The 24,777-nt window shown below is 62.8% G+C and carries 17 protein-coding genes; 12 read left to right on the forward strand and 5 right to left on the reverse strand.

Going from position 1 to position 24,777, the window contains the following annotated elements; genetic code table 11:
• Nucleotides 1-116: 116 nt before the first annotated feature.
• Complete coding sequence (locus ACX80C_RS10425) at nt 117-872, forward strand: phosphoglyceromutase (protein WP_459326392.1); 756 nt, start codon at nt 117-119, stop codon at nt 870-872.
• A gap of 93 nt (nt 873-965) precedes the next feature.
• Here ACX80C_RS10425 and phoU read toward each other — a convergent pair whose 3' ends face one another.
• Nucleotides 966-1,625, reverse strand: a complete 660-nt coding sequence (gene phoU / locus ACX80C_RS10430) for a phosphate signaling complex protein PhoU (protein ID WP_459326393.1) — start codon at nt 1,623-1,625, stop codon at nt 966-968.
• 174 nt (nt 1,626-1,799) lie between these two features.
• Between phoU and ACX80C_RS10435 the strand changes: the two genes are divergently transcribed.
• On the forward strand, nt 1,800-3,041 hold the full coding sequence (locus ACX80C_RS10435) for a sensor histidine kinase (RefSeq protein WP_459326394.1): 1,242 nt from the start codon (nt 1,800-1,802) through the stop codon (nt 3,039-3,041).
• The gene (locus tag ACX80C_RS10440; protein ID WP_459326395.1) at nt 3,038-3,718 is read left to right on the forward strand and encodes a response regulator; all 681 of its coding nucleotides are present in this window, start codon (nt 3,038-3,040) and stop codon (nt 3,716-3,718) included. The genes ACX80C_RS10435 and ACX80C_RS10440 overlap by 4 nt, the downstream gene beginning before the upstream one ends.
• A gap of 58 nt (nt 3,719-3,776) precedes the next feature.
• On the opposite strand, the gene ACX80C_RS10445 is transcribed toward ACX80C_RS10440, so the two are convergent.
• Nucleotides 3,777-4,301 carry a hypothetical protein gene (locus ACX80C_RS10445; protein ID WP_459326396.1) on the reverse strand — a complete coding sequence of 175 codons (525 nt, stop codon included), beginning with the start codon at nt 4,299-4,301 and terminating at the stop codon, nt 3,777-3,779.
• A 247-nt stretch (nt 4,302-4,548) separates the two neighbouring features.
• On the opposite strand from ACX80C_RS10445, the gene ACX80C_RS10450 reads away from it, so the two are divergent.
• From ACX80C_RS10450 to glgX, 6 genes are all read left to right on the forward strand, one after another.
• A complete protein-coding gene (locus ACX80C_RS10450; RefSeq protein ID WP_459326397.1) occupies nt 4,549-5,031 on the forward strand; it encodes a CarD family transcriptional regulator in 483 nt (160 codons plus the stop codon).
• Nucleotides 5,032-5,165: 134 nt separating this feature from the next.
• Complete coding sequence (gene ispD, locus ACX80C_RS10455; RefSeq protein WP_459326398.1) at nt 5,166-5,876, forward strand: 2-C-methyl-D-erythritol 4-phosphate cytidylyltransferase; 711 nt, start codon at nt 5,166-5,168, stop codon at nt 5,874-5,876.
• An 8-nt stretch (nt 5,877-5,884) separates the two neighbouring features.
• Nucleotides 5,885-6,367, forward strand: coding sequence for a 2-C-methyl-D-erythritol 2,4-cyclodiphosphate synthase (gene ispF / locus ACX80C_RS10460; RefSeq protein WP_459326399.1), 483 nt, complete (start codon nt 5,885-5,887; stop codon nt 6,365-6,367).
• Nucleotides 6,368-6,430: 63 nt separating this feature from the next.
• Complete coding sequence (gene cysS / locus ACX80C_RS10465; RefSeq protein ID WP_459326400.1) at nt 6,431-7,858, forward strand: cysteine--tRNA ligase; 1,428 nt, start codon at nt 6,431-6,433, stop codon at nt 7,856-7,858.
• A gap of 90 nt (nt 7,859-7,948) precedes the next feature.
• Nucleotides 7,949-8,941 (forward strand): 23S rRNA (guanosine(2251)-2'-O)-methyltransferase RlmB, encoded by a 993-nt coding sequence (gene rlmB, locus ACX80C_RS10470; protein ID WP_459326401.1) that lies wholly within the window; start codon nt 7,949-7,951, stop codon nt 8,939-8,941.
• A gap of 18 nt (nt 8,942-8,959) precedes the next feature.
• Nucleotides 8,960-11,029, forward strand: a complete 2,070-nt coding sequence (gene glgX / locus ACX80C_RS10475; protein WP_459326402.1) for a glycogen debranching protein GlgX — start codon at nt 8,960-8,962, stop codon at nt 11,027-11,029.
• On the opposite strand, the gene glgP is transcribed toward glgX, so the two are convergent.
• Nucleotides 11,026-13,635: an alpha-glucan family phosphorylase gene (gene glgP / locus ACX80C_RS10480; RefSeq protein ID WP_459326413.1), complete on the reverse strand. Its 2,610-nt coding sequence runs from the start codon at nt 13,633-13,635 to the stop codon at nt 11,026-11,028. The genes glgX and glgP overlap by 4 nt on opposite strands.
• A gap of 181 nt (nt 13,636-13,816) precedes the next feature.
• Nucleotides 13,817-16,657: an NPCBM/NEW2 domain-containing protein gene (locus ACX80C_RS10485; protein ID WP_459326403.1), complete on the reverse strand. Its 2,841-nt coding sequence runs from the start codon at nt 16,655-16,657 to the stop codon at nt 13,817-13,819.
• 322 nt (nt 16,658-16,979) lie between these two features.
• Between ACX80C_RS10485 and ACX80C_RS10490 the strand changes: the two genes are divergently transcribed.
• From ACX80C_RS10490 to glgB, 3 genes are read left to right on the forward strand one after another with little or no spacing between them, the layout of a single operon-like run.
• A complete protein-coding gene (locus tag ACX80C_RS10490; RefSeq protein WP_459326404.1) occupies nt 16,980-18,995 on the forward strand; it encodes an alpha-1,4-glucan--maltose-1-phosphate maltosyltransferase in 2,016 nt (671 codons plus the stop codon).
• The gene (gene treS / locus ACX80C_RS10495) at nt 18,995-20,761 is read left to right on the forward strand and encodes a maltose alpha-D-glucosyltransferase (RefSeq protein WP_167990805.1); all 1,767 of its coding nucleotides are present in this window, start codon (nt 18,995-18,997) and stop codon (nt 20,759-20,761) included. The genes ACX80C_RS10490 and treS overlap by 1 nt, the downstream gene beginning before the upstream one ends.
• Nucleotides 20,761-24,426, forward strand: a complete 3,666-nt coding sequence (gene glgB / locus ACX80C_RS10500; RefSeq protein ID WP_459326405.1) for a 1,4-alpha-glucan branching protein GlgB — start codon at nt 20,761-20,763, stop codon at nt 24,424-24,426. The genes treS and glgB overlap by 1 nt, the downstream gene beginning before the upstream one ends.
• Nucleotides 24,427-24,474: 48 nt before the next feature.
• On the opposite strand, the gene ACX80C_RS10505 is transcribed toward glgB, so the two are convergent.
• The coding region (locus ACX80C_RS10505; protein WP_459326406.1) for a hypothetical protein at nt 24,475-24,777 on the reverse strand (303 nt) is incomplete at its 5' end.

A 24,777-nucleotide genomic window follows, 5' to 3' on the forward strand; every position in this document is an offset into this window, starting at 1 on the left:
GTGATCGCCCCAACAGGCTTTGCGGGCTTCCTCTCAGGCACCGTACAAGGCTACGGCACCGGTAACAGAGTGCCTCCGCGGGTGTTTCACTTCGCGCAATACGGCAGACTGGGACCATGACTTCTTACAAACTGATCCTGCTGCGTCATGGCCAGAGCGAGTGGAATGAAAAGAACCTTTTCACGGGCTGGGTGGACGTGGCGTTGACGGAACTGGGCCGCAAGGAAGCCGTACGTGGCGGAGAACTGCTGGTCGAGCATGATGTCCTTCCCGATGTCGTCTACACCTCCCGGCAGAAGCGTGCCATCATCACCGCGAACCTGGCGCTGGAAGCGGCTGATCGAAGCTGGATTGACGTCAAGCGTGACTGGCGGCTGAACGAGCGTCACTACGGCGCGCTTCAGGGCAAGGACAAAGCGCAGACCCTCGCCGAGTTCGGCGAGGACCAGTTCATGGAGTGGCGCCGCTCTTATGACACACCGCCGCCCCCGCTGGAGGATTCCAGCGAGTTCTCACAGGTGGGTGATCCCCGTTACGCAGACCTTGGCGACGACGTGCCGCGCACTGAATGCCTCAAGGATGTCCTGGAGCGCTTCCTCCCGTACTGGGAGTCGGACATCACAGTGGACATCAAGGCTGGCAAGACCGTCCTGATTGCCGCGCACGGTAACTCGCTGCGCGCGCTGGTCAAGCACCTGGACGGGATCAGCGACGGCGATATCGCTTCGCTCAACATCCCGACCGGCATTCCTCTTGTGTACGAACTGGACGAGGATCTCAAGCCCGTCAAGGCCGGCGGTACCTACCTCGACGCCGATGCCGCTGCAGCCGCCATCGAAGCGGTCGCCAATCAGGGTAAGGCCAAGCACTGACAAGCACTGGCTCTATCGGGTAACCAGTACGACGACGGCCCGCCTCCAAAAGGGAGCGGGCCGTCGTCGTGCTGTGAGCCTTAAGAAAAAGCGTTAGTTGAGCGGAGCGCTCGGCTGCCATTCACCGGTTACCAGGTAGGTCACCTTGCGGGCAACGGATACGCCGTGGTCCGCGAAGCGCTCGAAGTAGCGGCTGGCGAGGGTGACATCCACCGTGGTGGGAGAAGAGGCGTCCCAATCGGCCGCCGCGATGGCCTTGAAAACACCGGCGTGCAGCTCATTGATGCGGGCGTTGTGGGCATACACCTCGTTGCTCAGCTCAAGGTTGCGGGTCTCGAGGAGCTCGGTGACCTTGGCGGTGATCGCGATGTCGAGTTCGGCCATCTCGGCGAACGTGGGCCGGATGCTCTCAGGAATAGCGTTGTCCGGGAAGCGCAGCCGGGCCAGCTGCGCAATGTGGCGGGCGAGGTCTCCCATCCGCTCCAGCGAAGCACTCATTCGAAGCGCTCCGACAATCATGCGCAGATCACTTGCAACCGGACCCTGCAGGGCAAGAACGTCGATGGCGCGCTCATCCAGGTCATTCTGCAGGAAGTCGATGCGGGCGTCCGCGGCAATGACTTCCTGTGCCAACTCGGTGTCCGCTGACTCGAACGCGCTCGTGGCCTTCTGCATGGCCTCGGATACCAGCTGGGAGATCTCGATGAGTTCTTCGCCGATTTGGTGAAGCTCCGCCTGAAAAACCTTACGCACGTGGGCGTCCTTTCCCTTTGAGGTGCTGAACGGGCGCAGATGCGCAGTCCTGTTCAGCACGTTTTCAGTTGCCCATTACAAGTCACGCACCTTTAGGTGAACGTTAGTTGAACGACTGGTCCAATGCCACCGGATCAGCATGGGTCCGCCCAGTCACGCCCTAAGCTAGTTTTTGTGGATCCCGTTTTGCTGAGCCTCATCGCCGGACTTGTCGGCCTCGCCATCGGCGTTGCCGGGATGCTGGCCCATCGGCTCAGTGAAGCGCAGCGGCGAGCCCGCATGGACTCGGATGAGCCGGTCCTGCCGAAAGGCGCCGCCGACGTCCTGTCCGTCGTCGGGCGCGCCTACCTCATCGTCGACGCGATCGACGGCGTAGTCCGTGCAAGTCCGGCCGCATATGCCTTCGGCCTGGTTCGGGGCCATACGGTTGTTCACCGCGAGCTTCTCGAACTGACGTCCCGTGTCCGCCGCGACGGCGTTATCGAGGAACGGCAGCTCGAGCTGCCGCGAGGGCCGCTCGGCCAGGGCACCATCGTTGTGCAGGCACGGGTTGCGGCACTGGGCGAGGAATACATCCTGATCCTGGCCGATGACCGCACGGAGATCACCCGAACCGAAGAGATCCGCAACGACTTCGTGGCGAACGTTTCGCATGAACTGAAAACTCCCGTCGGCGCCATCTCACTGCTGGCGGAAGCGCTCGATGACGCCGCCTCCGACGAGGTGGCCGTACGCCGCTTCGCCCAGCGCATGCATAAGGAGTCCGGCCGGCTTTCAGCGCTGGTCCAGGACATTATAGAGCTGTCCAGGCTCCAGGGCACCGACGTGGTGCGGCGAGGCAAGCCGGTGGACATCAACACTGTGATCGCCGAGGCCGTGGACCGCAACAAGCTCCCGGCGGAGAGCAAGCAGATCGACATCGTCGTCGGCGGCAGGATCGACGCCCAGGTGTACGGCGACCCGGATCTCCTGATGACCGCCTTCCGCAACCTCATCGACAACGCCATCCGCTACTCCCCGGAGAAAACGCGGGTAGGGGTAGGCTTGCGCTCCCGTGAGGGCTTGGCCCAGGTGTCAGTCACCGACCAGGGGCTCGGCATCACGCCGGAGGAACAGGAACGCATTTTCGAGCGCTTCTACCGCATCGATGCTGCGCGCTCCCGGCAGACCGGCGGCACGGGCCTGGGCCTCAGCATTGTCAAGCATGTGGTGTCGAACCACGGCGGAGAGGTGACTGTCTGGTCCCAGCCCGGGCAGGGGAGCACGTTCACTGTCCGCCTGCCGGAAATGGAGACAACTGACGACGACGGCGTCGCCGAGCCAGGCGGCGATGTCGCCGAAGGCGCCGGCAGGAAACACGAAACCGTGAAGAGTGCGAAGGGCGCTAACGCCCAGAACCAAGGAGTGAAAGCGTGAGCCGCATCCTGATCGTTGAGGACGAAGACTCCTTCAGCGACCCCCTGTCATACCTGCTGGGCAAGGAGGGGTTCGACGCCGTCGTCGTCGACAACGGTCTGGACGCTCTGACCGAATTCGACCGCGCCGGAGCGGACCTTGTCCTTCTGGACCTCCAGCTGCCCGGACTCTCCGGCACTGAGGTGTGCAGGCAGCTGCGGCAGCGCTCCAGTGTCCCGGTGATCATGCTGACCGCCAAGGACTCGGAGATCGACAAGGTTGTGGGACTCGAGCTGGGTGCGGATGACTACGTGACCAAGCCGTATTCCTCACGGGAACTGGTGGCAAGGGTACGTGCGGTGCTGCGCAGGCAGGCCGAACCCGAAGAACTGGTATCCAGCACCGTTGCAGCCGGTCCGGTACGCATGGACGTCGAGCGCCATGTGGTCAGCGTGAACGGAGAGCATGTGTCGCTGCCGCTCAAGGAGTTCGAGCTGCTGGAAATGCTGCTGCGTAACTCCGGCCGGGTGCTGACCCGCGGCCAACTGATTGACCGCGTGTGGGGTTCGGACTACGTGGGCGACACCAAGACGCTGGACGTCCACGTCAAGCGGCTGCGCGGCAAGATCGAACCGGACCCGTCGACGCCGCGGCACCTCGTGACAGTGCGCGGACTGGGCTACAAATACGAGCCGTGAGCTCCAGAAAGCAAAATGGGCGCCGGTCATCGTGACCGGCGCCCATTTCGTCTTGCCTCTAGTGCTCTTCCTCGGCTACTTCTTCAGACGGCGAAGGCTCGGGAGTGAATCCGCCCGGAACGTATTCGCGGTATTCCTCCAGCGTTCCGTCCAACACCGGTACCCGGAAGGTCTCGCTTTCTGAGTTCACCGTGAACTCAAGGTCAACCAGGGCGCCCGGGATCTCACTGATTCCCTGAAGCGTGCCGTCGTCGTCGACTTCGTCCTCGAAGACGTACTTTCCCTCAGCCGGGATGGTGATCTGCGAATTCTCGTTCTCGCCGTCAATGGTGACCTGAACGGTGGAATCCGATTCGTTGAACAGGGTGCCCAGAAGCGTTCCCGGCTCGCCCTCCTCGGAGGTGACTATCAGGACGTTGCGCAGCAGGACCGGGCCCACTCGCTCCACAATTCCATCCGAAGCGGAGTACTGGATGGTGGTCGCCTGCAGGCTGGTGGCGGAACAGCCGGTGGCTCCAAGGAGAGCCAGTACAGCGGACCCGGCTACTGCCAGCTGTACTCGTTTCTTCGGGGCACTCTTCACGGCACTAACTCCTGAGGGTATGGTCATGCTGACCGATGGACTTTCGCTACTGGACAGCCTATCGGCATCGGGCGAAGTTTACGGACTCGGTACTCCCCGCCGGGTGACCTGCAAGCATCTAATGTGCCCTGAGTCAAGAGCGGAATCATAGCTAATTGATCGCCGTTCGCCCCGCTGACCTGCGAAAACGCGTAATGGGCGTGTCGTTTTCGTGATAAACTGATCTGCGGGAAAGGGGATTATCCACATGGTTTTTGAGGTCGGCGAAACAGTTGTTTACCCTCACCACGGCGCAGCGAAGATTGAAGAGATCAAGATGCGCACTATTAAGGGCGAAGAGAAGATGTATCTCAAGCTCAAGGTGGCGCAGGGTGATCTGACCATTGAAGTTCCAGCAGAGAACGTTGACCTCGTAGGGGTACGCGACGTAGTGGGCAAGGAAGGCCTGCAGCACGTATTTGACGTACTTCGCGCCGAGTTCACTGAAGAGCCCACTAACTGGTCGCGCCGCTACAAGGCCAACCTTGAGAAGCTCGCTTCGGGCGATGTCATCAAGGTTGCCGAAGTGGTTCGGGACCTGTGGCGCAGGGATCACGATCGCGGCCTGTCAGCCGGTGAGAAGCGGATGCTCGCCAAGGCCCGCCAGATTCTGATCTCGGAGCTTGCTCTGGCAGAGAAGACGGACGAAGAAAAGGCAGCCACCGTACTCGACGAGGTACTGGCTTCCTAGCCACGAAGATCAGGGACCGCGAAGGCGGTCCCTCTTCTTTTGTCGGCTCGTTTGTCTGCTTGGATTATGGGCGCAGGTCCATTGCGCCCGGATGGTCTGCGCAACTCATCCGGGCCCTCGCGTAGGGTAAAGCTGTGTCTGCAGATCCTTCCCACGTCGGAGTAGTGCTCGTTGCTGCCGGGGCCGGTCAGCGGCTCGGCCGGGGCATGCCCAAGGCCTTGGTGCGCTGCGCGGGGCGAACCCTTCTTGAGCACGCGCTCGACGGCGTTCTTGCCTCCGGCCTCGCGCAACACGTTTGTGTGGTTGTCCCGAGGGGCAACACCGAACTGCGCGCGATCATCGAGGCCTTGCCACCGAGCACAGTGAAAATCACCGTGGTCGACGGCGGCGCAAGCCGCCCTGAATCCGTCCGGGCGGGCCTCGCCGGACTGGCCGAAAGCATTCAGATCATCCTTGTTCATGACGCGGCGCGTGCCCTCACCCCGCCGCAGGTCTTCCGCTCGGTCGTGAACGCCGTCGCCGGAGGTGCCGCCGCCGTCGTGCCTGGAATTCCGGTACCCGACACCATCAAGGTGGTGGACGAAGGCATCGTGACGGCGACTCCCAACCGCGCGTCGCTGAGGGCGATCCAGACTCCCCAGGGGTTCGACGCTGCAACCCTTCGGAATGCGCATGCCCACACTGGGGTCGCGGAGAACGTCACGGACGACGCCATGTTGGTCGAGTCCCTCGGCATACCGGTGCTCGTCACGGACGGCGACCCACTCGCGTTCAAAGTCACCACACCGCAGGATCTGATGCTCGCCGAAGCACTGGTGCGGCAGGCAGAGGAGGTCAAGCGGTGAAACCGGCGATGCAAATTCCACGCACCGGCATCGGCTTCGATGTCCACGCGTTCGCTCCCGAGGATAAGCCGCGTCCGTTGTGGCTGGCCGGGCTCAAGTGGCCGGGTGAGCGCGGCCTGGCCGGCCACTCCGACGGCGACGCCGTAGCCCACGCCGCCGCCGATGCGCTCTTCTCGGCCTCCGGCACCGGCGATCTCGGCACCAACTTCGGCACTGACCGCCCCGAATATGCCGGAGCTTCCGGCGTAACCCTCCTGAGGGAAGCCGCCCGCATCGTGCGGGAAGCCGGTTTCGAGATCGGTAACGTCGCCGTGCAACTGGTCGGAAACCGGCCGCGGTTCACCCCGCGCCGGGCGGAAGCGGAGGCCATCCTGTCCGAGGCCGTGGGGGCGCCCGTGACCGTATCCGCAACCACCAGTGACGGCCTGGGTTTCACCGGTCGGGGTGAGGGCATCGCGGCGATCGCGACCGCCGTCGTCGTCCGCGTGTAACGGGATATCCCACCGGGCGGACGGGAAAGTCACCCGTCACCGCTCATTCGGTAGGCTGGATCGGTGAGCCTGAGATTCTATGACACCGCATCCGCAGAAGTCCGCGAGTTCACGCCCCTCGTCGCGGGCGAGGCACGGGTTTACTACTGTGGTGCAACGGTGCAGGGAATGCCGCACGTGGGGCACATCCGCTCCGCGATTGCCTTCGACCAGCTGACCCGCTGGCTCGCCATCCGCGGCTACAAGGTGACGGTCATCCGAAACGTCACGGACATCGACGACAAGATCCTTGCGAAGTCGAAGGCCTCCTTTGAGGATACGGACCCGGATGGCGTGCCGAACGAGGAGTGGTGGGCGCTGGCGTACCGCTACGAGCAGGAGTTTCTTAAGGCCTACGACACCCTTGGCATACAGCGTCCCACATACGAACCGCGCGCCACAGGGCACATCCCCGAGATGCACCAGCTCATCCAGCAGCTCATCGACCGTGGCCACGCCTACCCGGCAACGGATGACTCCGGGGATGTCTACTTCGACGTCCGCTCCTGGCCCGCGTACGGGAGCCTGACGCGGCAGAGTATCGATGACATGCAGGCAGCGCCCGACGCCGATCCCAGAGGCAAGAAGGATCCCCGCGACTTCGCGCTGTGGAAGGGCTGGAAAGAGGGTGAACCGCGGTCGGCGGCGTGGCCCAGTCCCTGGGGGAACGGTCGCCCCGGCTGGCACCTGGAGTGCTCAGCAATGGTCACGAAGTACCTTGGCGCCGAGTTCGATATCCACGGTGGCGGCCTTGACCTGAGGTTCCCGCACCATGAGAACGAGATGGCGCAGTCGCAGGCTGCCGGCCACCCGTTCGCCCGGTTTTGGATGCACAACGGCATGGTCACGTACGAGGGCGAGAAGATGTCGAAGTCCATCGGCAACACCATCAGCCCGGCCGAGATGCTGCTGCTCGCGAGCCCGCGCGTAGTTCGGTATTACCTCGGACAGGCGCAGTACCGCTCCATGCTCGACTACCGGCCCACTTCACTGCAGGAGGCCTCAGCGGCGGTCGAGCGAATCGACGGGTTCCTGGACAAGGCTCCCGACGTGGAAGCGGACTGGCACAACCTCCCGGCGGCGTTCGTCGAGGCGATGGATGATGACCTCAATGTTCCCCGCGCCCTCGCCGCCCTGCACGAGGCAGTGCGCGCGGGCAACTCCGCGCTGGCGGCGAAGGATGACGACGGCGCAGCCCGGGCCGCAGCGTCGGCGCGGGCCATGACCAGCGCGTTGGGGCTCGACGACGCCGGCACGGAGACCTCATCCGGGGCGGGGCCGGAACAGGCAGCCCTCGATGCTCTGATACGGAGCCGGTTGCAGGAGCGAACCGAAGCGCGTGCCGCGAAGGACTGGGCGCGCGCGGACGCAATCCGCGACGGGCTGGCGGGGGCCGGCGTCGTCATTGAGGACTCGGAGGACGGGGCGCGCTGGAGCCTCGCACGCGACTGAGTCCGTCGTCGAAAGCTGCCTGAAAGGGCTTCAAGGCCAATCCGCGTAAACTGGGAGCAAGCAAGTCCTCTAACTGAAGGTGTATTCCCCATGGCCAACCACGGACGTCCGGGTGCTGTTCGCAAGCTCAAGAAGGGCCCCACAACCGGCACTGGCGGTCACGGGAAGAGGGCGTTGGAGGGCAAGGGGCCCACGCCGAAGGCTGAGGACCGCACCTACCATAAGGCGCACAAGAACAAGCAGCTGTCAGAGCGTTCAGCTGCGAAGCGCCTGGGAACCAAGGGCAATGGGCCGCGAGGCAGCAAGGGGAAGCCGGGCGAGGAGTATGTGACCGGCCGAAACGCCGTTGTTGAAGCCCTCCGCGCCGGTATCCCTGCGAAGGCCCTGCACGTTGCAATCCGGATTGACGTGGACGACCGCGTGCGTGAATCGCTCAAGCTGGCCACGGAACGCGGCATCCCGCTGATGGAGACCGGCAAGCCGGAGTTGGACCGTATGGCGGACGGCTCGGTCCATCAAGGGCTGATGCTTCAGATCCCGCCGTACGAATACGCCGACGGCCTTGACCTTGCACGCGAGACGCTGGGGAAGTGGAAGAAGGGTCACGTCACCCAGGCGCCACTGTTCGTTGCGCTCGATGGCATCACCGATCCCCGAAACCTCGGAGCGATCATCCGTTCCGTCTCGGCGTTCAGCGGCCACGGCGTCATTGTGCCTGAACGCCGTTCCGTGGGGGTAACCGCGACCGCCTGGAAGACGAGCGCCGGCGCCGCCGTACGCGTTCCCGTGGCGCGCGTCGGCAACCTGAACAGCACGCTGAAATCCTTCAAGGACCAGGGAATTTTCGTGCTCGGGCTCGACGGCGACGGTGACACCTCGCTCCCTGAACTGACTCTCGGCACGGAGCCCGTGTGCCTCGTGGTGGGCTCAGAGGGCAAAGGGCTTTCCCGGCTGGTACGGGAGAACTGCGACCAGATCGTTTCCATTCCGATTGACTCCGCCATGGAGTCGCTGAACGCCTCCATGGCGGTAGGCATCAGCCTGTACGAAATTTCCCGGCAGCGCGCTGCCGGCATTCGCTAGCCGAGACCGGCGAAGTTGATGAGCCTTTCCACACCGGTTACTGAAATCTCACAGGCGTTTCCCCTAGGCGTTCGTCGGCGTGCCGGCGCACTGTTCAACGTGGCGGTGTATGCCCCTGACCTTGAGTCAGTGGAAGTGCACTTCGAAGACGCGCAAGGCGAATGGAACGTCGTCGTACTTCCTGATGTTACTGACGGCGTGCACCACGGACTGGTGGAAGGTATCAGTGAATCTGGCCGGTACGCTTTCTGGCCCACCGGCTCTGCGGCCCCCGGCACACCGGGGGCCGCGCAGCTCCTGCTGGACCCGTACGGCCGCGCGATAGAAACTGTGCAGCTCGATGAGCAGCCGGTCTACTTCTCCGTCGTCGTCGACTCCGTGTTCGACTGGGGAACCTCCGCCCCGCCACGTACGCGCTGGCGCGACACCGTGATCTACGAGGCCCATGTCAAGGGTCTTACCCAGCTCCACCCGGATGTGCCGGCCGAACTACGGGGCACGTACGCGGGGCTCGCCCACCCTGCGATGATCAGGCATCTCAAGGATCTCGGGATCACGTCCGTCGAGCTGCTGCCTATCCACTTCCACGTCGACGAGCCGCATCTTGGCCCGCTGGGACTTACCAATTACTGGGGCTACAACACGCTTGGATTCTTCGCGCCGCACGCGGAGTACGCGACGGCCGCCGCGCGGAAGGCCGGGCCCAAGGCCGTGCAGGACGAGCTCAAGGGGATGGTCAAGCTCCTTCACGAAGCCGGCCTCGAGGTGATCCTGGACGTCGTCTACAACCACACGGCGGAAGGTCCTCAGGGCGGGCCGGCGCTGTCGTGGCGGGGACTGGGCGAGAAACAGTACTACCGCCATCACGACGACGGCCGGTACCTTGACACCACCGGCTGCGGAAACACCGTGAACTTCGCGGAACCGCGCGTGATCGAGTTCGCGCTCGACTCCCTGCGTTACTGGGTGGAGGAGTTCGGTATCGATGGATTCCGTTTCGATCTCGCCGTCGCGCTGTGTCGGGATGAGAACCATGCCTTCACCCCGCGGCACCCGCTGCTCATCGCGATGGCGGCCGATGCGGGGTTGAAGGGCGTCAAGCTCATCGCTGAACCTTGGGACGTCGGTCACAACGGTTGGCAGACCGGAAACTTTCCACAGGGTTGGGCGGACTGGAACGACCGCTTCCGTGACACCGCCCGCGACTTCTGGCTGGCCGATCACGCCGCGCTGAGCGACGGGCGGCGCGGCGGTACGGTGGCGCGGCTGGCCAGCTGCCTCGCAGGGTCGGCTGACGTCTTCGCCCGGTCGGGCCGCACAGCGGTCTCTTCCATCAACTTCGTCACTTCGCATGACGGCTTCACGCTCGCCGACCTCACGGCCTACAACCGCAAGCACAACGAGGCCAACGGTGAAGCGAACCGCGACGGGCACAATGACAACCGCAGCTACAACCACGGTGTCGAGGGTCCCACTGAGGATGATTCCATCCTGGCCGCGCGAGCCCTTACCGCCCGGAACCTGATGGCCACCCAGTTGCTGTCCCTGGGCGTTCCGATGATCACTGCCGGGGATGAGTTCGGCCGAACCCAGGGCGGCAACAACAACGCCTACTGCCAGGACAACGAGCTGGCCTGGGTGGCATGGAATAACGACGACGGCGCCCGCACCATGTGTGATGTCACCCGTGCACTGCTGCGGATCAGGCGGGAATTCCTGAGTCACCAGCCTGCGAGCTACCCAAGCCGCGAGGACAGTTCCTACCTTCTGTGGTTCAACGCCGAAGGTGAGCCGATGACGCAGGAGCAGTGGTCCGATCCGGCCAATCGAATGGTGCAGCTGCTGCTTGGCTCTCCTGACGGCGTCCTGGATGGGCTGGTGGTAATCAACGGGCATCTCGAAGACCGCAGGTTCGTCCTTCCCAAGGCCTCGGCGCTGAAGAAGTTCGGTGTGTTCGATGACCCGAACCAGATGTTCAACCTCCGCTTCACCACTGCCGCAGAGAGTGAGAAACGCCGCGGTGCCCGCCTCCGTGTTGGGGAAACGGACACCGCGGCGTCCAACTCGATAACGGTCTACCGGGGTTAGGCGTTCACGACCAGGCCGAGCTCGGCGTTCGAAGCGAGGCTTTCGTGCCGGGGGAGGATCCGAACGGTGTACCCGAAGGACCCGGAGTGGTCGATCAGGATTTTCCCGCTGAAGAGGAACCTGCCCCGCCCCAGGTCCTCGGCCACGTCCAGATCCGCGACCGTGATTTCGCTCAGGTCGTCATTCTCGGATGCGCGGCCGTACGCTACCTCCACGCGGACGTCGTCCGGGCTCAGGCTGCCCAGCGAAAGGTAGGCGTTCACAGTGAGCGAGTCGCCGATCTGAGGGTCCTCGGAAACTCCGAGCGAATCGACATGCTCAACCTGTACGGCGGACCAGCCGTCCTTGATGCGGGATCGCCATGAAGCGGTGGCTCGGGCTGCGCCGTAGTTGTCCTTACCCGTGAGCCGGCCTGAGCGGCACGCGGGCTGGTACAGCTCACGGACGTAGTCCTGCAGCATGCGTTCGGCAGACACCGCGGGTCCTAGCTTCGCCATGGTGTGCTTGATCATCGCCACCCACTGGTGTGGGACGCCGTCCGCGGACGGCTCAGACGGTCCTGCCGCACCGGCTGCGGCCCGGATGGTGCCGTAGAACCTTGGTGCCACCTGCTCCTCGATGAGGTCGTAGAGTGCGGACGCTTCGATGTCGTCGCGTTCATCCGCTGTGGCACCGTTGTTGGCGGTCGGGATCGCCCAGCCGTTGTCGCCGTCGTACATCTCGTCCCACCAGCCGTCCAGGACGGAGAGGTTCAGCCCGCCGTTGATCGCCGATTTCATGCCGGAGGTGCCGCAGGCTTCGAGCGGCCGGAGCGGGTTGTTGAGCCAGACATCACACCCGGGGAACAGGGTCCGGGCCATTGCGATGTCGTAGTTCGGCAGGAAGACGATCCGGTGGCGGACTTCGGGGTCGTCGGTGAAACGGACGAGGTCCTGGATCATGCGCTTGCCCTGCTCATCGGCTGGATGTGACTTGCCCGCGATTACCAGCTGGATGGGGTTGGTCGGGTGCAGGAGCAACGCCTTCAGGCGATCCGCGTCGCGCAACATCAGGGTGAGGCGCTTGTAGGTGGGCACCCGCCGGGCGAATCCGATGGTCAGCACATCCGGATCCAGGACGTTGTCCGTCCAGGCGAGTTCGGCGTCGGCCGCTCCACGCTTCTTCCAGGATGCCCGCAAGCGGCTGCGGACGTCGTCGATCAGGTTGGAGCGCATGATGCGGCGCAACCGCCAGATATCGGCGTCCTCGACGTCGTACACCCGCGCCCACTGCGGATCGAGCACCGATTCCGCACCGAAGTTCTCCTGGGCGAAGTCGGCGATCAACGGATCCACCCAGGTGGGCACATGGACGCCGTTCGTCACCGAGGAGATTGGAACCTCCCGTGCGTCGAAGCCCGGCCAGAGGCCGGAGAACATTTCGCGGGATACCTCACCGTGCAGCTTTGCCACGCCATTGGCGCGCTGTGCGAGCCGCAGCCCCATGACGGCCATGTTGAATTTCGCGGAATCGCCGCCGTCGTAATTCTCGGCGCCCAACTCAAGGACACGTTCGGTGGGCACCGAGGGTGCCAGCCCGGCGTCGAAGAAGTGCTGGATCTGTGCGCGTTCGAAGCGGTCGATGCCTGCCGGCACGGGTGTGTGGGTGGTGAACACGGTCGAGGCACGCCCGGCGGTGAGTGCTTCTTCCCACGACATCGGGCTCTCGTTGGAGGGATCCATCAGTTCCCGGATCCGCTCGATGCCGAGGAAGCCTGCGTGGCCTTCGTTCGTGTGGAAGACCTCCGGGGCCGGGGTGCCGGTAAGGCGCTGGAAGGTTCGCAGGGCCTTGACACCGCCCATGCCGAGCAGCAGCTCCTGCTGGAGACGCTGGTCCCCGCCGCCGCCGTAGAGCCGGTCGGTGACGTTGCGTGCGGCCTCATCGTTTCCGGCCACATTGGAGTCAAGGAGAAGCAGCGGCACGCGTCCGACGTCGGCACGCCAGATATGTGCCCGAAGCTCCCGGCCGTTGGGGAGCGGCAGAACCACGGTCGCGGCACTGCCGTCCTCCTCGCGGAGCAGGGTCAGCGGGAGTCCATCCGGATCGAGGACAGGGTAGGTCTCCTGCTGCCAGGCGTCACGCGAAAGGGACTGCTTGAAGTAACCGGCCTGGTAGAGGAGGCCCACCCCCACCAGCGGTACACCCAGATCGGATGCGGCCTTGAGGTGATCGCCGGCGAGAATTCCAAGGCCGCCGGAATACTGGGGTAGTACGGCGCTGATGCCGTATTCCGGGGAGAAGTAGGCGATCGACCGGGGAGCGTCGTCCCCCAGGGACTGGTACCAGCGTGGTTCCGAGATGTAGCGCTCGAGGTCCTCGCCGAGCTCCTGGATGCGTGTCACCAGCTGGTCATTGGCTGCGAGTTGCTCAAGCTGCTCGCGGGTGACGGAGCCAAGGAACTGCACCGGGTCATTGCCGCTTGCGCGCCACGCCTCGGGGTCGATGTCGTGGAAGAGGCGGGCTGTGGGGAGGTGCCAGGACCAGCGTAGATTGCCGGCGAGTTTCCCTAACGGCGCGATGTTCGATGGCAGAACGGTACGGACAGTAAATCTACGGATTGCCTTCACCATCGGTACGTTAGCGCACATTGCGCAGGTGTAAAGGCTGACCCGGCATGAATTACGTAAGCGCTTGCATTGTGACGCACGCAACATTGCACGCGCATAGCAGGAGCCGCCACCCCGTGCTGGGTGGCGGCTCCTGCCGCGTTGAATCAGCGCTGCTGACGAGTCACGCCTAAACCGGCGCCTAGCGGCCCTCGCCCACCAGTCTGTCCCAGCCGACCATTGAACTGTCGGCATCGATCAGCGAAACCGTCTTTGGTCCGCGGTTCGAGTCCTCGGGCCAGGAGAACTGGAGCGACGAGTCATCACCGGCTTGAACCCAGCCCACTGGTGTCAGATCGACATGGATGAAGTACCAGGATTTCGCCGTCGGGGCGGTCAACGTGACGTTGTCACCGGTCTTCACTGGCCCCCTGTGGGTACCCAGGTCGACCTCGTGTTCATTCGTCAGCTCTAACTGGTCCGGAGCCTCGGGGGTGAACGTGGGTTCGGCGTCGTTCGGTTCGTCGCTACCGCACTCGAATCTGGCGTTCGCCCAGTTTGCATGGTCGTTCGTTTTCGTGCCGTTCGGCGTCACCAGCAAGTTCACGAAGTCCGCGCCGGCAATGTCGACGTCGAGCTTCACAGTCTCGCTGTCAGGCCCAAGCACACTGGTTTCCATTAGCTGTTTGCCGTCTGCAATAACGGCAAACTGTACGCTCGCGGTCGCCGTTCTTGAGTCGTCAACGCCTACATCTGCCGTGAAGGCTGTGCACTTCCCGTCAAGGTAGTACTGGATCTCGCTGGTTGCGTGGACGCCGATACCCTTCTCATACTCGACGCCGTTCAACGACAGGACCGTGCCGTCGCCCGCCTCTGATTCACCGTTGGCGCGGTCGAGTTCAATCGGACCCCAGCCGTTGTAGGAGCCGACCGGTTCCAGATCGGAGGCGTAGACCGACTCAGTGGGCGCGACCGGCAGATCCGGGTCGGTTTCATCCGGCTCCACTTCAGTCACGCGCTTGGTGCCGTCGTCGGTCTTGGTTATGACGAACTCGTCCAGCGTGTCGCCGATGTCCTTGAAGGTGGTCGACCCGCTTCCCTTGTCGGCGATCACCGATCGGTAGTGAAGGGTGTCGTCATCAACGGTGATGCCCTGGAACGTCGATGTGTAAGCCGCACGGGTCACCTGAGTTGCGCCGTTGCGGGTCCAGACGTTGTCGTCGGCCGGAGTTTGTTCGTAGTACTTCGGTCCCGAGACCGAGACGGCGTAGACGGGCCCGGTCGTCACGCCCGAAGTGTCCGTCGCGTCCTCGTTGACGTAGCCACGCGCATAGGTGTGGTCATGGCCCATCAGCACCAGATCTATGTCGTTGCTCTGGAAAACCGGGAGCCATGCGTCGCGGATCTCCGGCTCGTCACGTCCTACGGCGGTGGAGAAGACGGGCTGATGGAAGGTGGCAACGGCCCACTTCATCGGATTGTTCTTGAGGATGGCGTCGAGCCAGCGCGCCTGCATGTCCAGCCAGATGTCCTCCGGGTCCGGGCAGTTCTCGGAGCACTCGGGCAAATCGGGTGGCGTCATCAGGTCCTCGGACTCACCGGCGCTCCCGTTCAGGGAGATGAACCGCACGTTCTGGTAGTCCGTGAAATAGGCGGTTTCCTGGATGGCTTTCGCGGCCTGCTCTTCGTACGCTGCTCGCTGCTGTTCGGCTGGGGTGGTGTCCGCTGCGGGTTCGGCTTCCGGCCCGTTGTATGGGTAGGCGAAGGTTGACTTCCACATTCGAAGGAATGAATCTCCGTAGTACTCGTGGTTGCCCGGAGCGGCGATCACGTTGGAGGTCTGGCTGTAGCCGTCCATGGACTCGAACCATTCGCCCCATTCGGTGTCATTCGAGGAGGTGTTGATCAGGTCGCCGGCGTTCACGCTTCCCGCGGCGTTAGGGAACTCAGCGTACGCCTGGTCCACTACCGGCGCCCATTTCTCGGCGAGGTTCGTCTGCGCGTCGCCGAAGTAGATGAACTCGAACGGAGCGTCAGCAGATGCGGTGGTGAATTCGTACCACTGGCTGTAGTCCGAACCGGTGCCAACCCTGTATTCATATGCTGTGGCAGGTGCCAGCTCTGTTGCTACCGCAGAGTGCGTCCGCGTGCTGTATGCCCAACCGCCAAGATTCAGTTCCTCATTGGTTTCGGCCGGAACAATAACGACGTCGGTACTGCCCTCCGGTCGGATCTGCAGTTCGCCTTCGGTCACGGAGGCAAGGGTGCGCCATGTGACTGCCTGGGAGGTTTGCGGAGTGGGGGTCGGCGTAAGGACAATCCGGTCCGGTTTTACGGTCGGTTCGTAGGGAGCAACGGGCTTTTCTTCCACGCCTACCAGTGACTGCAGGTCGAAGTAGATGTCGGAGCTTGAGTCGCTAGTCTGATGCACGGCAATCGCGAGCGTGTTAGCGCCTTCCCTGGCGTCCGCTGCTTCGATGTAGAAGGTCTCCAGATTGGGATCCGCACCGTTATCGCCGCCGTATTGCAGATTCTCGGTGATTCCGGAATCCTCGAACCCAGCGACCTTCTTTCCATTTAAGTAGACCACCATGGCGTCGTCGAACGCAGCCGTTCCTTGGAGGAGTTCGAAGCTGCCAAGTTGCTCGGCGCTGAGGTCAAAGGAGGTGCGGAAGAAGTACGTCGGAACGTTCGGAGGGGCGGCGTTGTCAATGTACTGCGGAAGCAGCGTATCGATCTCATAGCCGCCACCCATTCCGGTGGCTTCTCCATTTTTCGCGCCGAAGCTGCCCTCGGCGTCTTTCCACCCGGCGTCGTCGTACGAGTCTTTCGTCCAGGAAAGCGGGTCGGCGCTGCCCGCCGACGGATCGGTGTTGTCAGCGAGGTAGGACCAGGAGGTGGTTTCGCTGTCGATCAATATCGGTTCGGCTGCCTGCGCGGGAACGGCTGCGACGCCGGCTCCCAACATGGCGGCGGCGGCCACCGACGCGGTACTTGTTCGGACGCCCCGAATTGTTCGGGGCAGAAGTGACGAGTGTGACATCAGTTCCTTCTTTGAGCGTGCGCGGGCGGTGCCGCGGCGAATGGCGGAGCCCGCGATCAGACATGGAGGCCGACGTCGAGCCTTGTCACCGTAACCTATGTCACATTGCAATGACAGCGTTTCAGCATGAATGTGATTGAAATAGCCTCTTTTCAACCATATTGCGTCTTTGTGTGATATGGGACACTGCTTGGGTCATTTCGACGTCCCGGACGCCGCATCACCAATAAATCAGTCGCCTTAGCAATCTTCCCCAATAATCGATAACGTCTAGTCTGTGACCACTTCAAGCGAGGCGACACATACAAGGGCAGGCGCATCCATGGGTGAAGATCTGAGGTTCGGACGGATTCCCATCACCAGGGTTTCTCCCGTGGTTGAGGGCGGAAGGTTCCCGGCCAAGGCCATCCCCGGTGCGGATATCGTGGTCGGAGCCACGGTTTTCCGCGAGGGTCATGACCAACTGGGCGTTTCGGCCGCTCTCCTGGGCCCGGACGGCGCCGAAGTTCAGCGAGCCCGGCTAACGCCACTGGGGGCAGGAACCGACCACTATGAGGGCCAGCTGCGTCCAGGGAGCGTTGGGCTCCATACCTTTGTCATCGAGGGCTGGGGCGACCTTTACGAAACCTGGCACCACAACGCAACGGTGAAGATTGCGGCCGGAGTGGATATTGAGCTCATGCTGGAGGAGGGAGCCGTGCTGTTCGCGGAGCACGCATCGGCCCGGCCCCGCGATGAAGTGAAAGTCTTCCTGAGCGCCGCGGATCGGCTGCGGGACACCGAGCTGCCCGTCGATGAACGGCTGGCTGCCGGGGAATCGGCTGAGATCCGGTCGGCGATTCAGCGGGAACCTCTGCAGGCCCTGGTGACGCGCTCACAGGAATACCCCATCCTTGTTGAGCGCGAAGCCGCCGGTCGCGGCTCCTGGTACGAGTTCTTTCCCCGCTCGGAGGGTGCAACCTACGATCCGGCGTCCACGCAATGGACGTCCGGCAACTTCAGGACAGCCTCCGAAAGGCTTCCGGCGATAGCAGAGATGGGCTTCGACGTCGTCTACCTGCCGCCGATCCACCCCATCGGCACTACCCACCGCAAGGGCCCGAACAACACGCTGAACGCAGGTCCGGGTGATCCTGGTTCGCCGTGGGCAATCGGTGCCCCCGAGGGTGGCCATGATGCTATCCATCCGGACCTGGGTTCCTTCGACGACTTCGACGCGTTCGTAAACCGGGCTGCTGAACTGGATCTCGAAGTAGCACTGGATCTCGCGCTCCAGGCTTCACCGGACCACCCGTGGGTGACCGAGCATCCGGAATGGTTCACAACCCGTGTTGACGGCTCCATCGCGTACGCGGAGAACCCTCCGAAGAAGTACCAGGACATCTATCCGATCAACTTCGACAATGATCCGGCCGGTCTCTACCAGGAGGTCCTGCGGATTGTGCTGCTTTGGGTCAGCCACGGCGTCCGCATCTTCCGTGTCGATAATCCGCACACCAAACCCGTCCAGTTCTGGGAGTGGCTGATCGCTGAGGTCAACAAGGAGCACCCTGAGGTGGTCTTTTTGGCGGAGGCATTCACGCGTCCGGCGATGATGCACGCACTCGGCCGTGCGGGCTTCCAGCAGTCGTACACCTATTTCACCTGGCGCAACACCAAGGAGGAACTGGAGGAGTACTTCACAGAGGTCAGCAGGGAAACCCCGGCGTTCTTCCGCCCCAACTTCTTCGTAAACACACCGGATATCCTGACCGAGTACCTTCAATACGGTGGTCCGGCCGCCTTCAAGATCCGTGCCGTGCTCGCATCGATGGCCAGTCCGTTGTGGGGTGTTTACTCCGGCTACGAACTCTACGAGCACGTTGCACGTCCCGGCGCTGAGGAGTACATCGACAACGAGAAGTTCGAGTATCGTCCCCGGGATTACGCGGCTGCTGCGGCTCAGGGCCGCAGCCTTGCTCCATTCCTGACCAGACTCAACGAGATTCGCCGCGTGCACCCTGCATTAGGGGATCTGGAGAACCTGACGATCCACACCAGCTCGGACCCCGCCACCATTGTGTTCTCCAAGCACAAGGACGGCCTTGGTGAGGGCGGCGCGGACATGGACACCCTCATCGTCGTCGTCAATGTCGATCCGCACAGTGCGCGGGAGTGCACCGTATCCCTTAACCTTGAGGCCTTGGGCCTCGGGATGCGCGGCCGGAACGAGGACGCCACCTTCTGGGTGGATGATCTCATTACCGGTCAAAGCTGGCAGTGGGGGGCCCACAACTACGTCAGGCTGGACGCCCACGTGGAGCCGGCACACATCCTTTCCGTCAGGAGGAAGCCCTAGTGGCGAACCCGTTTCAGCTGAATGCACCGGGCCTTGCACATGACCCGCACTGGTACCGCAAGGCAGTGTTCTACGAAGTTCTGGTCCGCGGGTTCGCGGACGCCAACGGTGACGGTTCAGGCGATTTCACGGGCCTGATCGACAAACTTGATTACCTCCAGTGGCTGGGTGTCGACTGCCTGTGGCTGCCGCCGTTCTTCAAGTCCCCTCTGCGCGACGGCGGATACGACATCGCGGACTATTACGACGTCCTCGACGAGTTCGGCAGCCTCAGTGACTTCAAGCGCCTGGTGGCGGAGGCGCATGCGCGCGGTGTCCGTGTAATCATCGACCTTCCGCTGAACCATACGTCGGACAAGCATCATTGGTTCGAGGAGTCCCGGAATGATCCGGACGGACCCTATGGGGATTTCTACGTCTGGAGCGACACTGACGAGAAGTACCAGGACGCCCGCATCATCTTCGTCGACACCGAAGAGTCCAACTGGACTTTTGACCCGGTGCGACGTCAGTTCTTCTGGCACCGGTTCTTCAGCCACCAGCCGGACCTGAATTTCGAGAATCCGAAGGTCATCGAGGCGCTGTTCGACGTCGTCCGTTTCTGGCTGGACCAGGGGATCGACGGCTTCCGCGCGGATGCGATCCCTTACCTCTTCGAGGAAGAGGGCACCAACTGCGAAAACCTGCCCGCTACGCACACGTTCCTTAAGGACCTCCGTGCAATGGTGGATGAAAATTACCCGGGCCGTGTGATCATCGCGGAGGCGAACCAGATGCCGGAGGAAGTTGTCGAGTACTTCGGCGACGACGACGGCGCAGAGTGCCACATGTGCTTCCACTTCCCGATCATGCCGCGGCTGTTCTATGCACTGCGCGATCAGAAGGCGGGGCCGATCATCGAGACTATGGCCGAGACCCCGGCGATACCGTCCGGGGCCCAATGGGGAACCTTCCTTCGGAACCATGATGAGCTCACCCTCGAGATGGTCACCAACGAGGAACGCGAGGCGATGCTCGGGTGGTACGCACCGGACTCCCGCATGCGGGCGAACATTGGTATCCGCCGCCGCCTTTCGCCGTTGCTGGATAACTCCCGCGCTGAAGTCGAGCTGATTCATGCGCTGTTGTTGTCGCTGCCCGGAAGTCCGTTCCTGTACTACGGGGACGAGATCGGGATGGGGGACAACATCTGGCTCGAGGATCGCGATGCCTCCCGCACGCCGATGCAGTGGAACCCGGACCGGAACGCCGGGTTCTCCACCGCCGATCCCGGAAAGCTCTACCTACCGGTAGTTCAGTCGCTGGTTTACCACTACAACCACGTCAATGTGGAGGCGCAGCTGGCGAGTTCCAGCTCCCTTCTTCACTGGATGCGGCAGATGCTCGCGGTTCGCCGTTCCCATCCGGCGTTCGGCCTCGGTGCGTACCGGAACGTGCCCACGGAAGCCGAGCCGGTTCTGGCATTTATCCGTGAGGTTTCCGAGGGTAATGCCGAGGGCGAGCAGCCGGAGATCATCCTGTGCGTGTTCAACCTGTCGCAGCACCCGGTCGCCGCGAAGCTGCATCTCCCGGAGTACTCCGGGCGAGGCTTGCGGGATCTCTTCGGCGGCACACCGTTCCCGGCCTTCGGTGAAGACGGCAACCTGACGCTGACGCTCGGCAGCCATGACTTCTACTGGCTGCGCCTGCGTTCGGCAAGTTCCAACATTGCGTCACCGCACACCGAGGCCATCCCCGTGATCCCTATTTCGGAGGCAGTAAAGTAATGGGCACATCGACGCCATCCCTTCCAGATCTCCTGTCGACATGGATGCCCAGCCAGCGCTGGTTCCCGGCAAAGGGCAGGGATATCTCCCTCAACCGAGTGGGCGGGATCAAGCTTGAGGACCCGGCGGGTGAGGTGGGACTCGAGGTTCACCTGGTCGCCGTCGAGTCTGGTCGAAGGCTGGATGTCGTCAACATTCCGCTGACCTACCGTTCCGAACCCCTGGCGGGGGCGGAAGCCGCGCTCCTCGGTGAAACGGAGCACTCCGAGCTGGGTCGCCGCTGGGTTTATGACGGCACACATGATCCGGTGTTCGTAACGGCTTGGGTCGATCTGATGCGCCTGGAGGCTGCAACGGCGGATGGGCGTACCCAGGGCACGGTGTGCGGTGTTTTCGGAACCTCGCAGGCGTCCACGGGTCCTGCTGAAATTGCTGTCCTGACAGGTGAGCAGTCCAATACCTCTGTTGTGATCCCGTCCGCCGACACACCGATGATCGTTAAGTTCTTCCGCGTCCTGGCGGCAGGTGAAAGTCCCGACGTGCTGGTCAGTGCGAAGCTCACTGATGCGGGCTCCACCGATGTACCGCGTACCTTCGGGTGGGTGACGGGAAGCTGGCAGGATGGTAGGGCCGAGGGCGAGTGGGTGAGCGGGCACCTCAGCGTGCTTCGCGAATTCATCGGAGACAGCGAGGATGCCTGGCGGCGCGCCGTCTCCGCTGTCGAGTCCGGCCGTTCGTTCGCGAAGGAGGCCTCGGAGCTTGGCCGCGTCGTTGCGCGCGTACACGCCCAGTTGGCTTCGGCCTTCGGCAGCCGGCAGGCAACGGCGGTCGAAACCGAGGAGTTCCGGGAGTCGCTTGCGAGTCGTATCGAGTGGGCTTGGCGCGAAGCCGGTTCCTCCGTGGGGCCGCTGGACGCCGAGGTGAATTCCGTACTCGCCGAAGTGAAAGCACTCGGGGGGCTGCCAGAACTTCAGCGCATTCATGCTGACCTTCACCTAGGTCAAATTCTCGCGACGAACGACGCCGGGTGGCTGGTTCTCGATTTCGAGGGCGAACCGCTCCGGCCCGCCGCAGAGCGGAGCGTGCCTGATGTGCCGGTGCGCGACGTCGTCGGTCTGGTGCGTTCGCTCGAGTATGCCGCGGGTGTCGGTGTCCATGACGCCGCCGTGTCCGCCGGTGATGCCGAGGCCTGGGCGAGGGAGTCGGTCGCTGCGTTCCTTGAGGGCTACTCAAGTGAAGCCGGAACCACTGTCGATCGTTCAGGGGCACTGTATCGGGCGCTCTGGCTCGACAAGGCACTGTATGAGGTGGTGTATGAATTGAGGAATCGACCGGACTGGGTGGATGTTCCCGTGGCGGCCGTCCGCCGGATGCTGAAGGGTGAGACTTCCGCAGCGGTGCAGCCCCCCGTTGCGCAGTCGGAGGCCGCAGACGCTAACGCTGCTTCTTCGGCTGAACCAGCGAAGGCTGCGGCACGGCCAGGAGGACCGATTTCCGTGGATCCCGACATTCTGCAGCGCGTTTCCGAAGGAAGCTATCACCAGCCCCATGCAGTTCTGGGTGCGCACCTTGACGAGCACGGTCATGTGACCATCCGGACACTCCGCCGGCTCGCAGAAAGCGTGTCAGTGGTGACGGGCACCGGCCGGGCGCAGCTGCAGCACGAACATAACGGGATCTGGGTGGGTACTGTCGAAGCCGAGCGCGCCGGTCACGTCCCGGATTACCGGCTGGAAGTGATGTACGACGGCGAACAACACCTTGTCGACGACGCCTACCGGTTCCTCCCCACGTTGGGCGAGATCGACATGCATCTCATCGGTGAGGGCCGTCATGAGACGCTGTGGACGGCGCTTGGCGCGCACGTCCGCCACTACACGTCAACTCTGGGCGACATCACCGGCGTCAGCTTCGCGGTTTGGGCGCCGAATGCGCAGTGCGTGCGCGTCAAGGCTGATTTCAACGGCTGGGACGGTTCTGTCCACGCTATGCGCTCACTCGGAGACTCGGGAATCTGGGAGCTGTTCGTACCCGGAGCCGAAGCCGGGGCTTGCTACAAATTCGAGATCCTCGGACGCGACGGTCAGTGGCGGGAGAAGGCAGATCCGATGGCGCGGGGCACCGAGGTTCCTCCGCTTACCGGCTCCCGGGTCGTGGAATCGCGCTATGCGTTCAATGACGACGAGTGGATGGACGCCCGCCCTACTAAGGACCCGCACAACGGTCCCATGAGCGTCTATGAAGTGCACCTCGGTTCGTGGCGCCTGGGACTGGACTACAAGCAGCTCGCTGAGCAGCTGGTCGAGTACGTTTCGTGGCAGGGCTTCACCCATGTCGAACTCATGCCCGTCGCGGAGCACCCCTTCGGGGGGTCATGGGGCTACCAGGTCACGTCCTATTACGCCCCGACATCGCGTTTCGGTCATCCTGACGATTTCAAGTATCTGGTCGACAAGCTCCACCAGGCAGGAATTGGCGTCATCATGGACTGGGTGCCCGCGCACTTCCCGAAGGATGAGTGGGCGCTGGCGCGGTTCGACGGTGACACGCTCTATGAGCACGGGAACCCTCAGCTCGGTGAGCATCCCGATTGGGGAACCCTCATCTTCGACTTCGGGCGACGCGAAGTCCGCAACTTCCTCGTCGCGAATGCGCTGTACTGGCTGGAGGAATTCCACATCGACGGCCTTCGTGTGGACGCAGTGGCGTCGATGCTTTACCTCGACTACTCCCGCGAGGAAGGCCAATGGCAGCCGAATAAGTTCGGTGGCCGCGAGAACCTTGAAGCGATCTCGTTCCTTCAGGAGGTCAACGCCACTGCGTACAAGCGCGCATCCGGGATCGTCATGATCGCCGAGGAGTCAACAGCGTTCGACGGCGTCACCCGTGCAACCTCCCAGGGCGGCCTGGGATTTGGCATCAAGTGGAACATGGGCTGGATGCATGATTCCCTCCAGTACATTTCGGAGGACCCGATCAATCGCGTCCACCACCACGGCAAGGCGACCTTCTCGATGGTCTACGCGTACACCGAGAATTTCATGCTGCCGATCAGCCATGACGAGGTAGTCCACGGCAAGGGTTCACTTCTGCGGAAGATGCCCGGAGACCGGTGGCAGCAGTTGGCTAATGTTCGCGCATACCTCGCATTCCAATGGGCGCACCCGGGCAAGCAGCTGATCTTCATGGGAACGGAGTTCGCCCAGGAGTCCGAGTGGTCAGAGCAGCATGGTCTTGACTGGTGGGTTTCGGACACTATTCCGCACAAGGGCGTCCAGCAGCTCGTCCGGTCGTTGAACTCGGTCTACAAGGCCACGCCGGCGCTGTATGTCCGTGACAATGATCCTTCGGGCTTCCAATGGATCGACGAGAACGACGGCGCCCACAACACCCTGTCTTTCATCCGCTGGGACACCCAGGGGAACCCGCTGATCTGCATCGCAAACTTCTCGGGTGCTCCTCATGAGGGTTACAGGGTGGGGATGCCGTGGGCAGGTCAGTGGAAGGAATTGCTGAACACCGACGCTGAGGAGTATGGCGGCTCGGGCGTAGGCAATCTCGGTGTCGTTGACGCGACCGAGGGTGCTCACAACGGCTTGCCCGCATTCGCGAACCTGAGGGTGCCGCCGCTGGGCGTTCTGTACCTCGTTCCGGTCCAACTTTAGTCCGGGAACGGCCCCCCGATCCGGATTTACAGATCCGGCTCCGGGGTGCTAGAGTTTATATCCGCGCCGACCGATGATCTCGGATCTGGCCGACACAAACATCCCTCTGATCCAGATGAAATTTTGGACGCTGAGAGTTGCGTGTGGCGGGTGGATTTGACGGGGTGGGGTTTGGTGGGTAAGTTTGAAAAGTTGCTCCGGAGCGATGATGCGGCCTTGAGGGTTGTGTTTGGTGCTGGGTGCTTCTGTTGTTTGAGAACTCAATAGTGTGCCATGTTTGTTGATACCGATTGTTTTTTGATTGGTTGATTTGCTGGTCGCCTCACTTTGTGGGGTGGCTGGTTTTTTGGC

It is taken from the genome of Arthrobacter tecti, from assembly GCF_054511355.1.